We start from the raw sequence: 13734 nt of genomic DNA on the forward strand, positions 1-13734 counted from the left end.
ATCCTTATTTCCTCCAACTTTCTGCCGAAATTTACGGTTATACTGAGCCAGTCTTAGAGCAGATTTACGCCGGAATTGATTATGCAGGAGAGCATAAAACAGTATGAGAGCAAAATATCGGATGACTACCGTCGTTCTTTTTTTACTGATTATCATAGCGTTAATTTTAGCCGGCATTCATTCCTGGCATGGGAAAAGCGTCTACAGCACTCAGCAGGCCCGTGACCGGCAGTCATCCGCCATTCCTGTTCAGGTCGCGGTAGCACGCAGGGAGACTGTTCCCCTGTTTATCTCTGCCCTCGGCACCGTCAATGCATCCTCCACCGTGACTGTACGCAGCCGTGTTGACGGGCAACTGATGTCTCTGCATTTTAAGGAAGGAGATACTGTTACCGCCGGTCAGTTACTGGCCGACATTGATCCCCGGCCTTTCCGGGTCGCACTGTTACAGGCTCAGGGACAACTGGCAAAAGATCAGGCTACGTTAAGTAATGCCCGTAATGATCTGCGCCGCTACCAGAAACTGGCAGCCACCCGGCTGGTTTCACAGCAGGATCTTGATAACCAGCAGGCAGTAGTCCGCGAAAGCGAAGGCAGCGTAAAAAGCGACCAGGCGGCGGTGGATAATGCGCAACTGAATCTGACCTATAGCCAGGTGACTGCCCCGATCAGCGGCACCGTGGGTCTGAAACAGGTTGATGCGGGTAACTATATTACTGCCAGCGACACCGGCGGTATTGTAGTGATCACCCAAACACAACCTGCGGATGTCATCTTTACGGTACCGGAAGGTATGATTGACCAGATAGTCAGCGCCCGCAGTGAGGGGACACCTTTACGGGTCGAAGCCCGCGATCGTACCGACAGCCGGCAACTGTCAGAAGGGCAATTACTTAGCCTGGATAACCAGATTGACAGCACAACCGGTACCCTGAAAATCAAAGCACGCTTCGCAAACCAGGATAACCGCTTGTTCCCGAACCAGTTTGTGAATATCCGTCTGCAGGTCAATACCCTGAAAGATGCACTGGTGATCCCGGTCGCGGCATTACAGATGAACACCGACGGTCCTTTTGTCTGGGTTGTCAGTCCGCAAAATACGGTCAGCAGGAAAGAGGTCACCACCGGACCACAGCAGGATATGCAGGCGGTCATTACCGCCGGACTGAGTGCCGGAGACAAAGTCGTCACTGATGGTATTGATCGCCTGAATGAAGGCTCAGTGGTGGATATTGTTCAGGGAGTACAGCAACTGCCCGCATCTGACAACACCACACAGGTCACGGCCCCATGAACCAGCCAGCAGAAACCCCGGCAGGAGGACCGTCTCGCCAGTTTATCCTGCGCCCGGTTGCCACCACCTTACTGATGGTCGCCATTGTACTGGCCGGTATACTGGGTTACCGGTTTTTGCCGGTATCGGCACTGCCGGAAGTCGACTACCCGACCATCCAGGTAGTAACCCTTTACCCGGGTGCCAGCCCGGAAGTCATGACGTCGGCAGTAACGGCCCCCCTTGAGCGCCAGTTTGGCCAGATGTCCGGTCTGAAACAGATGACCTCCGGCAGTTCAGGCGGTGCCTCGGTAATCACCCTGCAGTTTCAGCTCTCCTTGCCGCTGGATATTGCGGAACAGGAAGTGCAGGCAGCCATTAATTCAGCGATGAGTTATCTGCCGGCAGATCTGCCCAACCCCCCCGTCTACAACAAGGTAAATCCGGCTGACCCGCCGATAATGACCCTGGCAGTCACGACGTCCAGCCTGCCCCTGACCCGTGTACAGGACCTGGTGGAAACACGGATTGCCCAGAAGATTTCCCAGGTCGGCGGTGTCGGACTGGTCACCCTGGCTGGCGGACAGCGCCCGTCGGTACGGGTCGCCCTGAATTCTCCTGCGCTGGCAGCTCTCGGGTTAACCAGCGAAAATGTGCGCAGTGCTATCAGTGAAAGCAATGTGAATACCCCTAAAGGCAGCCTTGATGGTCCGGAACGGGCCATTACCCTGTCGGCTAATGACCAGCTACAGTCAGCCGAAGACTACCGTCGCCTGATTATCAGTTACCGGAATAATGCCCCTGTCAGACTCGGCGATGTGGCTTCGGTTACTGAAGGTGCTGAAAACCAGTGGCTGGGCGCATGGAGTAATGGCCAGGGAGCGATTATTCTGAATGTACTGCGTCAGCCCGGAGCCAATATTATCGAAACGGCGGATAATATCCGGTCCCTGTTACCGTCATTGAAGAGTACCCTGCCGGCATCCGTGGATTTGCAGCTTGTCAGTGATCGTACCCGGAATATCCGTGCATCTGTCAGTGACACGCAGTTTGAATTACTGCTGGCCATCGCTTTAGTGGTCATGATTATTTATCTGTTTTTACGCAATATACCGGCCACCATCATCCCTGCGGTAGCAGTGCCTATTTCCCTGATTGGTACTTTTGCTGCCATGTACCTGCTGGGATTTTCTGTCAATAATCTCACCCTGATGGCACTGACTATAGCCACCGGATTTGTGGTCGATGATGCTATTGTAGTGATCGAAAATATTTCACGTTATATCGAAAAAGGGGTTCCGCCGTTGCAGGCGGCATTGCGCGGGGCAGGGGAAATCGGCTTTACCATTATTTCACTGACCATATCCCTGATTGCCGTTCTGATCCCACTGCTGTTTATGGGGGATGTCGTCGGCCGGTTATTCCGTGAATTTGCCGTCACCCTTGCCGTCTCTATACTGATCTCCGGACTGGTTTCACTGACCCTCACTCCGATGATGTGTGCAAGGATGCTGAAAAACGGTACGCTTCACCAGCAAAACCGCTTTTCACTGGCCTGTGAAACACTGTTTGTGCGGGTGATTTCCGGCTATGGCCGGTTGTTAACCCGGGTTCTGCAACACCAGTGGCTGACCCTGAGTGTCGCGATCAGCACACTCTTATTCACGGTACTGTTGTGGATCCTGATCCCTAAAGGCTTTTTCCCGCAGCAAGATAACGGATTGATACAGGCCAGCCTGCAGGGGCCGCAGAATGTCTCATGGACCAGCATGGCACAACGTACCCGTGAGGTTGCCGGTATTATCCGGCAGGATCCTGACGTCGAAAATGTCAGTGCTTTTGTCGGTGTTGACGGCAATAACCCCTCACTTAACAATGCACGGTTGCAGATTACACTGAAACCACTTTCTGAACGCCAGCAACGTATCCCGGCCATTGAGCAACGGTTACAGCGTGAGGTCAGCCGGGTCCCGGGGATCAGCCTGTGGATGCAGGCAGTCCAGGATCTGACTATCGACACAGAGGCCAGCCGCACACCTTATCAGTTCACTCTGCAATCCCCTTCTCAGAATGATCTTTCCGTCTGGATACCCCGTCTGCTGGCGGAATTACAAAATGCCCCGCAGCTGCGCGATGTCAGCAGCAACTGGCAGGACCAGGGGAATCAGGCCTTTATCCGTGTCGACCGTGACAATGCCAGCCGACTGGGGATTACCATGGCCGATATTGATAACGCACTCTATGATGCTTTTGGTCAGCGGCTGGTTTCGACGATCTATACCCAGTCAAACCAGTACCGGGTAGTACTGTCCCAACAGACCGACACCACACCGGGCTTACAGGCACTACAAAATATCCGGCTGACCAATGCTGACGGCGGGACTATCCCCCTGACGTCCATAGCAAACATCGAACAGCGCCACAGCTTACTGGCAATAAACCATCTTGATCAGTTCCCGGCCGCAACGTTTTCTTTTGATGTTGCCGATGGTTATTCGCTGGGTGAAGCCGTGGATACCGTCACCCGTATCGAAAGTCAGTTAAACCTGCCTTCTGATATGCTGACACATTTCCAGGGCAGTACCCTTGCCTTCCGTGCCGCACTGTCAGGCACAGTCTGGCTGGTGATTGCCGCTATCGTTGCTATGTATATTGTGCTGGGGATCCTTTACGAAAGCTTTATTCACCCGATCACTATTTTATCGACACTGCCTACCGCCGGGGTCGGAGCACTGTTAGCGCTGCTGATATCAGGGCATGAACTGGATATTATTGCCATTATCGGCATTATTCTGCTGATCGGAATTGTGAAAAAAAACGCCATCATGATGATCGATTTCGCGCTGTCTGCCGAGCGCAATCAGGGGTTAACGGCACATGACGCCATTTACCAGGCCTGCCTGCTGCGCTTCCGGCCAATACTGATGACCACAATGGCGGCACTGCTCGGTGCCCTGCCCCTGATGCTCAGTGTCGGTGTCGGTGCCGAATTACGCCGGCCGCTGGGGATAACCATGGTCGGCGGATTAATCCTCAGCCAGATCCTGACCCTGTTTACCACGCCGGTTATCTATCTGATGTTCGACCGCCTTAGCCATAAACTGAAGCGTCATCGCCGGGCAGCTCCGGAGTCAATATCGTGAAGTTTCTGGCGTTGTTTATCTGTCGGCCGGTAGCCACCCTGTTACTCTCGGTGGCTATTCTGCTGGCCGGATTGCTGGGGTTTCGTTTACTGCCGGTTGCAGCCTTGCCGCAGGTAGATTTCCCGGCGGTAGTGGTCGCCGCCAGTATGCCGGGGGCTTCTGCAGAAACCATGGCTGCCTCGGTCGCCACACCGCTGGAACGTTCTCTGGGCCGGATTTCCGGGGTCAGTGAAATGACCTCTTATAGCTCTCTGGGTAATACCCGTATCATTATGGTGTTTGATCTGGACCGGGATATCAACGGTGCAGCCCGTGATGTTCAGGCGGCACTGAATGCTGCCCAGAGTCTGCTCCCCAGCGGTATGCCATCGCGTCCGACCTACCACAAGGTTAACCCCTCCGATGCCCCGGTAATGATCCTGACACTGACCTCCGGGAGTTACTCTCCGGGCCAGTTGTATGATTTTGCCACCACCCGCCTGTCACAGTCTGTATCGCAGATAGAAGGCGTCGGAGATGTCACTATCGGGGGTGCTTCACTGCCTGCGGTAAGGGTTGATGTTGACCCGCAGCAATTATTTAACCTCGGGATTTCCCTCGACCAGTTACGAACCACCATCAGCAACGCTAACCAGTTACGGCCGCAGGGGGCAATTGATGACACTCAGCAACGCTGGCAACTGGCGACTAACGATATGCTGGATAATGCAGCACAATACCGCCCGCTGATTATCCATTATAAAAATGGCGGCGTTGTACGCCTCGGTGATATCGCAACAGTGACCGATGGGGTGGAAGATAGCCGTAATATGGGAATGAGTGACGGTAAACCGGCAATACTGATGATGGTCAGAAAAACGGCCGACGCTAACGTAATATCCACCGTCGATCGGATCCGTGAGCAATTGCCGCGCCTGAGTCAGGAAATTCCGGCGGGGATCCAGCTCAGTGTGGCACAGGACCGTTCTCCCACCATCAGAGCGTCTCTGAACGAAGTCGAATTTTCACTGACAGTCGCAGTAGCACTGGTCATTATGGTGGTATTTCTGTTCCTCGGTTCGGCCAAAGCCACCCTGATCCCTGCCGTTGTGGTACCTGTATCGCTGATCGGCAGTTTTTCCGCCATGTATCTGTTTGGTTTCAGCCTGAATAACCTGTCCCTGATGGCCCTGACCATTGCTACCGGATTTGTGGTCGATGACGCGATTGTGGTACTGGAAAATATTGCACGGCATGTAGAATCCGGCATGAAACCCTTTAAAGCCGCGCTGCTTGGTCTGCAGGAGGTCGGATTCACGGTGGTCGCCATGAGTCTGTCACTGGTGGCAGTTTTTCTGCCCCTGATGCTGCTGGGCGGGCTGGTAGGTCGTTTTTTCTCAGAGTTTGCGATTACCCTGTCCGTCGCTATTCTGATTTCGTTATTTATATCTCTGACTCTGACGCCGATGATGTGTGCCCGTCTGTTAAGCAACAGCGGACCGCAGCAGCAACGCATCAGTCTGTTCCGGCGCATTATTGACCGGTTACAGGCCGGATATGGCCGTTCTCTGGTTTGGGTATTACAGCATCAGAAGCTGACTCTGGGGCTGTTACTGGCCACCTTCGGCCTGAATATTGTGCTGTTTATCAGTATCCCGAAAACATTTTTACCGGAACAGGATACGGGACGAATTTCCGGCAGTATTGTGGCTGACCAGAGTATTTCGTTCCAGGCCATGAGCGGTAAACTTGCTGATTTTATGCGGATTGTCCGTGCTGATCCGGCAGTAGATAACGTAACCGGTTTCACCGGGGGGATGCGTACCAATAGCGGTTCCATGTATATCGCCCTGAAACCACTGTCTGAACGTAATGTCAGTGCACGCCAGGTAATTGACCGGTTACGTAAAGTACTGGCAAACGAGCCGGGAGCCAGACTTTACCTGACTCCGGTTCAGGATATTCGCACCGGTGGCCGGGCCTCGAATGCCACCTATCAATACAGTCTGTTATCTGATGATTTGTCGGCATTAAGACAGTGGGAACCGGTGATCCTGAAGGCCTTCCGTCAGTTACCACAGCTGACGGATGTCAGCTCCGACCAGGAAGATAATGGCGGCGAGCTACGGCTGGTCTACGATCGGTCCGCGATGGCTGCATCAGGCATCAGCGTCGCCAGTGCCAATGCATTACTTAATAACGCATTCGGCCAGCGTCAGGTATCAACAATCTACCGGCCGCTGAATCAATATAAAGTGGTGCTGGAAGCTGACCCGCGCTATACCCGGGATGCATCGGCTTTATCACAAATGTACCTGATCAACAGTGACGGAAAACCTGTGCCCCTGTCGCGGATTGCCCGCTGGGAACCCGCCAACACGCCTGTAACGGTAAATCATCAGGGATTATCCGCCGCTTCAACCCTGTCGTTTAATCTCGCCGATGGCGTCGCCTTATCACAGGCTTCAGACGCTATCGAAGCGACAATGGTCAGGCTGGGGGTGCCCCCTGCCCTGCGCGGTGAGTTTGCCGGTAATGCAAAACTGTTCCGTGACTCCCAGTCCAGCCAGATCTGGTTAATTGTCGGCGCTATTGCCGCCGTCTATATTGTACTGGGCATGCTCTACGAGAGTTATATCCATCCGATAACCATCCTCTCGACTCTGCCCCCTGCCGGGGTCGGGGCATTAATCGCATTGCGGCTGTTTGATACGCCTTTCAGCCTGATAGCCATGCTCGGCATTTTACTGCTGATTGGGATTGTTAAAAAGAATGCCATTATGCTGGTTGACTTCGCCCTGGTGGCCGAGCGTGAGGGAAAATTATCACCGCGTGAAGCCATTTCTCAGGCCTGCCTGCTCAGGTTCCGGCCAATACTGATGACCACCCTGGCGGCACTGTTTGGTGCATTGCCTCTGGCACTCAGTTACGGAGATGGGGCAGAATTACGGCAACCGCTGGGGATTGCTATCGCCGGGGGGCTGATTATCAGTCAGTTACTCACCCTCTATACCACCCCGGTGGTGTTCCTGATGATGGATAAACTCAGAAAACGCCAGGCGCTGTCACAGGAAACAGGCGAATGAATAAAACAGCCCACGCCGATACCCCGCCACACCCTGTATCGGTACGCTGGCAGTTATGGAGTGTCGCTGTCGGTTTTTTTATGCAGTCACCGGAGACCACCAATATCATCTATTCACTAACCTGAGAAAATAGAAAAATAATAAAAATCAACAGAGTATCAGGTGATACTGTTTTTCAACACCCCCGCAGTGTCAGCAGAGTGATGTAAGTTTTCCGGCAATAAAAAACTGTACCGGAACTCCCGCTGCTGGCAGGCGTGGTTAATTTCCGGCCATCTTTCTGCTGTTTACCCGTCACTGATTGATCCAAAAATGGAACAATCTAATCCAAAACACCCTCTTTATCCCCTGACAAGATCAGAGCATGATTACTCCATAATTTTGGAACAATCATTTTAGTACTGAGGTGATCCTTATGAGCAAACTGTTTACTCCGGTTAATTTGGGCCGTTACACACTCAAAAATCGCCTGGTTATGGCACCGATGACCCGTTCACGGGCTAATGCTGACGGAACTCCTGGCGAGCTTGCCGCATTATATTATGCACAGCGTGCGAGCATTGGCCTGATTATCGCCGAAGGCACTCAGCCGTCCGAAGACGGACAGGGATACCTGATGACTCCGGGAATTTATACTGATGCACATGTTGCTGGCTGGAAAAAAATTGCTGACGCTGTGCATCAAAAAGGCAGCAAATTATTCATTCAGCTTATGCATGCAGGCAGAATGTCCCACCCAGACAACACCCCCCATCACCGGCGGGGAGTCGGACCGTCTGCAATTGCACCTGGTTCTCAGATGTTTACTGCAACAGGTATGCAGGATATTCCCGTACCACGTGCGCTCAGTACTGATGAAGTGCATCAGACGATACAGGATTTCCGCTTTGCGGCACGTCGTGCTGTAGAAGCGGGAGCCGATGGCGTTGAAATTCATGGTGCAAATGCTTACCTCATTCATCAGTTTCTTGCACCGAGTGCGAATGTCCGTACTGATGAATATGGCGGTTCTGTTGAAAACCGGGCGCGTTTCGCAATTGAAGTCGCTAAAGCAGTCGCCGAAGAAATTGGTGCAGACCGGACTGGTATTCGTTTATCCCCGGGAATGAATATGTGGGGTATTGATGAAGGAACACAAAGCGAGGAGTTGTATCGTTATCTGAGTACCGAACTGAACAAACTAAAGCTCGCATATTTGCATATTATGCATATGAGTAATGAAAACTTATTGAAAGATATGCGGACCATTTGGAAAAGTGACCTGATTCTTAACCGTCCGGGGCGGCCACGTGAACAGGCTGGCCAGGATGTTGAGTCGGGACTGGCTGATCTGGAGTCTTACGGCACAATGGTACTGGCTAACCCTGACTTTGTTGAGAGACTGCAAACGGGTGCCCGCATGAACGAAGCTTATCGGGAAGGTTTTTTCGGGGGTACGGATAAATTCTATACCGATTACCCGGTAATAGGCTGATCGGAGGAAGGGTTATGACACCGGATATTGTCTCTCTTCGGAGAATGCGACATGGGGATAATTTTCGCGCAACTTCTTTACGTATGCCGGAAAATATTCAGGGCCCTGTGATCGGAGTTGATCATGCATGGATGAGCGGGCCTGTATTCCCGCCTCATCACCATGCGGGCCTGTCTGCAGTATCTTATGTATTTCTGGATTCGGAAACGGGTATAAATAACCGGGATAATATCGGTACCAGTAATTTTATCGCGCCGGGAGGAATGCACTGGACCACCGCTGGCCGGGGAATTATCCATGAGGAAGTTCCTGCTGAAAGTAACAAAACGGTACATTCTTTACAGATTTTTGTCGGGCTTTCGACCGGCAAGCAGAGTATGCCACCAGAGGCTCTGCCCCTGGAAGCTTCTGAGATCCCGGTGGTGCGCACAGATAAATACAGTGTACGTATTCCGGCAGGTGATTTTCAGGGGATCAAATCCCCGCTGTTACCTCCTGAAGAGATCACGATACTGGATATCTCACTGGAGAAGAATGCGGTTATTGAGCTTCCCCTATCCGCTGACCACTGTGCTTTCATTCTCCCTGTCTACGGAGAAGTAAATATTGACGGGTTAAAATTTAACCACAATGATTTAAGGGTGCCGGTTTATTCATCACAGGATAAACCAGCAACTCTCTTTGCTGAGGCAACTGAAGAAAAAACAAAATTTATGTTTTTCTCTGGTCCTCCGCTTTCATAGAACTCAAGAGGAGTCGATGATGTCCTGGAACCGTTTTACTGCAGAAGACTGTGCTCTTTTACTTATCGATCATCAGGTCGGTACTATGGGATGGGCGAAATCTTTGCCTTTTGAGGAGCTGAAACGTAATGCATTAATGCTTGCTAAAACAGCCAAAATTCTGAATATCCCTGTTGTTCTGACCTCCAGCATGGAGGAATATGATCAGGGGCCATTATTCAGTGAGCTGGCCTCTGTTCTGCCTGACGAATTCGCGGCACGCATTAAGCGTGCCGGCATCGTCAACGCGATGGATGATGAAAATTTCTCACAGGCAGTGAAATCACTGGGCCGTAAAAAATTAATCCTCGCTGGTGTTACTAATGATGTATGCACCGTTTATCCGGCACTGAGTCTGGCCGGTGATGGCTACGAGGTTCAGGTTGTAGCCGATGCCGGAGCTTCGCCGACAAAATTCGCTGATGATATTGCTCTGCGCCGGATGGAAAAAAATGGAGTAACGCTAACCAGCACCAATCAGGTTATCGCTGAACTTGTTGGTACCTGGGCATCACCTGAAGGTATGAAAATTGTTCAGGAAGTTGTAATGCCTGCATTGCAGGGATAATACATATCCCCTTCTGCTGCCAGTAGTCGGGGATAATTCATCATCCTATAGAGGCATTTCTGATGGCTACAAATAGATTGCCTGAATATCGGGACATCCTGGACTTCTGGTTTTTTTCCGAAAATAAACACCTCTGGTTCAAAAAAAATGATTATTTTGATCTGCTAATAAGAAAGCGGTTTTATCCTATCTGGATATCTGCCTGTCATGGAGAGTTATTTTCATGGCGGAGAAATGCCGGAGGCAGGCTGGCAGAAATAATTATACTGGATCAGTTTTCTCGAAATCTGAATCGGGGTTCAGGCAAAGCATACAGTCAGGATGGAATGGCGCTGATTCTTTCTCAGGAACTTGTTTCATCAAACATATGGGATGATCTGAACAGTGAGGAAAAAGCTATATCGTTGTTGCCATGGATGCATTCGGAATCACTGGTTATTCATGAAAAAGCTAAAGAATTATATAAGAGGATCCCTTTAGCAGGCTTCTATGAATATGAACTGAAACACAGTGAAATAATTGAAACTTTCGGAAGGTACCCGCACAGGAACGCGATCCTCAATCGTGACTCAACCCAGGGTGAATTAACATGGATGAAAAACAACCTTGGATTCTGATGGTTTCTATATAGCCACCATCACTTTTAATGAATACTAATCTGGCCTGTTAATTTATTTTCAGGCGTATATATAAAATCAAAGAGGCTAATATGACTGTTTTAGTTACAGGAAGCACCGGAACAATTGGTAAAGTTATTGTAAATAAACTGGCTGAGCAGGGTATTAATGTTCGGGCATTGATGAGAACTAAAAAAGAAGGCCTTTTCCCGGAAACGGTGACAACCGTCACCGGCGATATGACTTCAGTGTCTGATATGAAAAAAGCACTACAGGGAGTTGATACCTTATTCCTGTTAAATGCAGTTGTTCCGGATGAACTGACTCAGGCACTTATCACACTCGATCTTGCGGTTGAGGCCGGTGTTAAAAATATTGTCTATTTCTCAGTGTTTAACCGCGAACATTTTATTAATGTCCCGCATTTTACCTCTAAATACACTGTAGAAAAGGCCATTAAAGAAAGTGGTCTTCATGCGACAATCCTTCAGCCAGCCTATTTTTATCAGAATGACTCAATGCTGCAGGAGGCAATTAAACACTATAATGCTTATCCAATGCCTGTAGGCAACCAGGGAGTCGCGATGGTTGATGCAAGAGATATTGCAGAAGTTGCTGCATTGGAAATCATACAGCGTGAGCATTCTGAGCAGCCATTGCCTTTAAAAACTATCGAAATCACCGGCCCTGACCTGATTACAGGTGAAAAAGCTGCCGCAGTCTGGAGCTCTGTTTTAGGAACATCTGTCAGCTATGCGGGAGATGATTTAGATGCTCTGGAAAATATGATGTTGCAGTTTGCTAATGAGACCCTGGCGAGAGATATGAAAATTATGTTCCGCAGTTTCCAGACAGGGGGTATGAAACCTGCCGCTGATACTGTAAGTAATGTTGAAAGCATTCTGAACAGAAAACTTAAAACCTATCAGGAGTTTATTGCTGAGTCAGTGAGATAAAACATCTGGCGATATGCAAACAGAGAAGAAAGCACGGTTACCCTGGCCCGATGGGTAATCGTGTCCCGGCCCTGTGATTATATATTACTCCCTGAGAACTGGTTAAACGTAAGTGGCAGGTATCTTTCCGGCAATATCTGCTTTATCTCACTTTCAACCTACGGATAACAGGGGTTCCGATTAACGCCATTAACAAACATTGCCAGCCACATTCTCCCGGCCTCGCTGTAGCATGGTGTCTTCATTATACTGGTTATGGTAACGACGGCTCTGCGTACACTCCCTGAAGTTCAGTATGATGAAACTGTATGTTCCTATGCTCAGCACGTCTGAAAACGCGTCCGTACCGTTGATGAGAAACATTCACCGACTGGTCAGGCACATAGTCTGGTCTTTTTATAGATATCTGCAGCGATAAAACAGCAGGCAACGATTTTTTCCTGTACAGATTTTTATCTGGCTGTGACTGTGGCAGGTATAGTATGTGTTTTTATCATGGTATTACAGTAATTGATAAAATAGAATCCCGTAATCAGCAAAGCGTAACTGATTAGCTGATTATAGGTTACTGTTCAACTACTCTTTTTAAAAGAGCGGACACCCTGATAAGAATGTTTATTCAGTATTGGTTTAATGACTATGAAAAATTACCTAAGTGATATGGCGCTTTTTGTCGAAGTGGTGAAAGCAAAAGGGTTCAGGAAAGCTGCAGAAATTACAGGTGTTCCAGGCTCAACGCTATCCCGCCGCATAAGTGTACTCGAAAAATCGACAGGGTTAAGATTGCTTAACAGAACTACGCGGAAGATCGAATTAACAGAGGCAGGACAAGTTTATTTTGACCGGTGTAAACGGATTGTGAATGAGGCACAGCTTGCCCATGAACAATTAGGCAGCATTTTAGCAAAACCCAGCGGTATCCTGAGAGTTTCCTTACCTGTTGACTTCGCTATTATTTATCTCGCGCCACTGGTTACTGAGTTTGCTGAACTGTATCCGGGTATAACATTTGACTTTGATCTGACCCCGCGAAAAGCTGATCTTATCAGTGACCCCTCAGATATTGCGATACGTATGGGAGAACCTGAAAATTCGTTACTTATTGCAAGACGTATCGCCACACTGACAGCAAAATTATATACATCTCCTGAATATATTCAGCGTTCAGGTATGCCCGAATCCCCCGCGGATCTTCAGCATCATGAGTGTCTCGGAATGCTGAAAACCCGTACCTGGACTCTTTGTTCACCGACAAAAAAAGAAACAGTCCCTGTCAGCGGTCGATTTTCTTTGAATAATGTGGGGATGATTAAGCGTCTTGTCGTTCTGGGACAGGGGATCATGCTGGTCCCCGAAGAAGTCGTGTCTGACGAGCTGACTTCCGGGAAAATCATACCTATACTGCCTGAGTGGCACAGCATACCACAGCCCGTATACGCACTTACCGAAACACGCCTGATTCCGGCGAAGACACAGAAATTTATAGATTTTATCAAGCTACGGCTTTCACAGAAAACACATCCCGACCGGTAATCTGCGGATGATTGTTCTTACCCGGCAATAACGGAATGCGACTGACTAAGTAAACGCTTAATTCAGAGGTTACTCACATTAAAATCCCTGTCAGCCTCTATAAATTAATCAGTGATGATAACTGCTTTAACACTTACCCCCTGCCATCACTGTTTAGTACATTACTTCTGGCGCTCAGTGACGGAAATAGGGCAGAATGACGGCAACCGCCGGGGGGCTGATTATCAGTCAGTTACTCACCCTCTGTCCCCCCCAGCGTCGGGCCAGCCAGCGGCCCCAACTGGCCGGGTAAGGTGACAAATGTCATTGCCGCCATATATTGG

The 13734-nt window shown here is 49.9% G+C and carries 10 protein-coding genes and 1 pseudogene; 10 read left to right on the plus strand and 1 reads right to left on the minus strand.

Annotation, left to right across the window (positions count from 1 at the left end; all coding sequences use genetic code 11):
* The first annotated feature begins 103 nt into the window (after positions 1–103).
* From JK198_RS14030 to JK198_RS14070, 10 genes are all read left to right on the plus strand, one after another.
* Complete coding sequence (locus tag JK198_RS14030; protein ID WP_212709948.1) at positions 104–1294, plus strand: MdtA/MuxA family multidrug efflux RND transporter periplasmic adaptor subunit; 1191 nt, start codon at positions 104–106, stop codon at positions 1292–1294.
* Positions 1291–4416, plus strand: coding sequence for an MdtB/MuxB family multidrug efflux RND transporter permease subunit (locus tag JK198_RS14035; protein ID WP_212709949.1), 3126 nt, complete (start codon positions 1291–1293; stop codon positions 4414–4416). Before JK198_RS14030 ends, JK198_RS14035 begins: the two co-directional genes overlap by 4 nt.
* The gene (gene mdtC, locus JK198_RS14040; RefSeq protein ID WP_212707148.1) at positions 4413–7481 is read left to right on the plus strand and encodes a multidrug efflux RND transporter permease subunit MdtC; all 3069 of its coding nucleotides are present in this window, start codon (positions 4413–4415) and stop codon (positions 7479–7481) included. The genes JK198_RS14035 and mdtC overlap by 4 nt, the downstream gene beginning before the upstream one ends.
* Positions 7478–7606 carry a hypothetical protein gene (locus JK198_RS16955; protein ID WP_283092696.1) on the plus strand — a complete coding sequence of 43 codons (129 nt, stop codon included), beginning with the start codon at positions 7478–7480 and terminating at the stop codon, positions 7604–7606. Before mdtC ends, JK198_RS16955 begins: the two co-directional genes overlap by 4 nt.
* Before the next feature lie 290 nt (positions 7607–7896).
* Positions 7897–8955, plus strand: coding sequence for an alkene reductase (locus tag JK198_RS14045; RefSeq protein WP_212709950.1), 1059 nt, complete (start codon positions 7897–7899; stop codon positions 8953–8955).
* A gap of 14 nt (positions 8956–8969) precedes the next feature.
* Entirely contained in the window at positions 8970–9698 is a 729-nt protein-coding gene (locus JK198_RS14050) for a pirin family protein (RefSeq protein ID WP_212709951.1), read from the plus strand.
* A 16-nt stretch (positions 9699–9714) separates the two neighbouring features.
* Positions 9715–10305 (plus strand): isochorismatase family protein, encoded by a 591-nt coding sequence (locus JK198_RS14055; RefSeq protein ID WP_249213166.1) that lies wholly within the window; start codon positions 9715–9717, stop codon positions 10303–10305.
* A 62-nt stretch (positions 10306–10367) separates the two neighbouring features.
* Positions 10368–10922 carry a DUF924 family protein gene (locus JK198_RS14060; RefSeq protein ID WP_212707150.1) on the plus strand — a complete coding sequence of 185 codons (555 nt, stop codon included), beginning with the start codon at positions 10368–10370 and terminating at the stop codon, positions 10920–10922.
* Positions 10923–11014: 92 nt separating this feature from the next.
* Positions 11015–11878 carry an NmrA family NAD(P)-binding protein gene (locus tag JK198_RS14065; RefSeq protein ID WP_212707151.1) on the plus strand — a complete coding sequence of 288 codons (864 nt, stop codon included), beginning with the start codon at positions 11015–11017 and terminating at the stop codon, positions 11876–11878.
* A 633-nt stretch (positions 11879–12511) separates the two neighbouring features.
* The gene (locus tag JK198_RS14070; RefSeq protein WP_249213165.1) at positions 12512–13411 is read left to right on the plus strand and encodes a LysR family transcriptional regulator; all 900 of its coding nucleotides are present in this window, start codon (positions 12512–12514) and stop codon (positions 13409–13411) included.
* Positions 13412–13658: 247 nt separating this feature from the next.
* On the opposite strand, the pseudogene JK198_RS16860 reads toward JK198_RS14070, so the two are convergent.
* Positions 13659–13734: pseudogene (locus tag JK198_RS16860) on the minus strand (hypothetical protein); the annotation flags it as partial.

The organism is Tatumella sp. JGM91, assembly GCF_018257575.1.
GTDB classification, from domain to species: Bacteria; Pseudomonadota; Gammaproteobacteria; order Enterobacterales; family Enterobacteriaceae; genus Tatumella; species Tatumella punctata.

What these genes read in the sequence shown, in the direction of transcription:
- JK198_RS14070 (WP_249213165.1), top strand. Translation starts at nt 12,512, where the DNA reads ATGACTATGAAAAATTACCTAAGTGATATGGCGCTTTTTGTCGAAGTG.
- JK198_RS14055 (WP_249213166.1), top strand. Translation starts at nt 9,715, where the DNA reads ATGATGTCCTGGAACCGTTTTACTGCAGAAGACTGTGCTCTTTTACTT.
- JK198_RS14060 (WP_212707150.1), top strand. Translation starts at nt 10,368, where the DNA reads ATGGCTACAAATAGATTGCCTGAATATCGGGACATCCTGGACTTCTGG.
- JK198_RS14035 (WP_212709949.1), top strand. Translation starts at nt 1,291, where the DNA reads ATGAACCAGCCAGCAGAAACCCCGGCAGGAGGACCGTCTCGCCAGTTT.
- JK198_RS14050 (WP_212709951.1), top strand. Translation starts at nt 8,970, where the DNA reads ATGACACCGGATATTGTCTCTCTTCGGAGAATGCGACATGGGGATAAT.
- JK198_RS14045 (WP_212709950.1), top strand. Translation starts at nt 7,897, where the DNA reads ATGAGCAAACTGTTTACTCCGGTTAATTTGGGCCGTTACACACTCAAA.
- JK198_RS16955 (WP_283092696.1), top strand. Translation starts at nt 7,478, where the DNA reads ATGAATAAAACAGCCCACGCCGATACCCCGCCACACCCTGTATCGGTA.
- JK198_RS14065 (WP_212707151.1), top strand. Translation starts at nt 11,015, where the DNA reads ATGACTGTTTTAGTTACAGGAAGCACCGGAACAATTGGTAAAGTTATT.
- JK198_RS14030 (WP_212709948.1), top strand. Translation starts at nt 104, where the DNA reads ATGAGAGCAAAATATCGGATGACTACCGTCGTTCTTTTTTTACTGATT.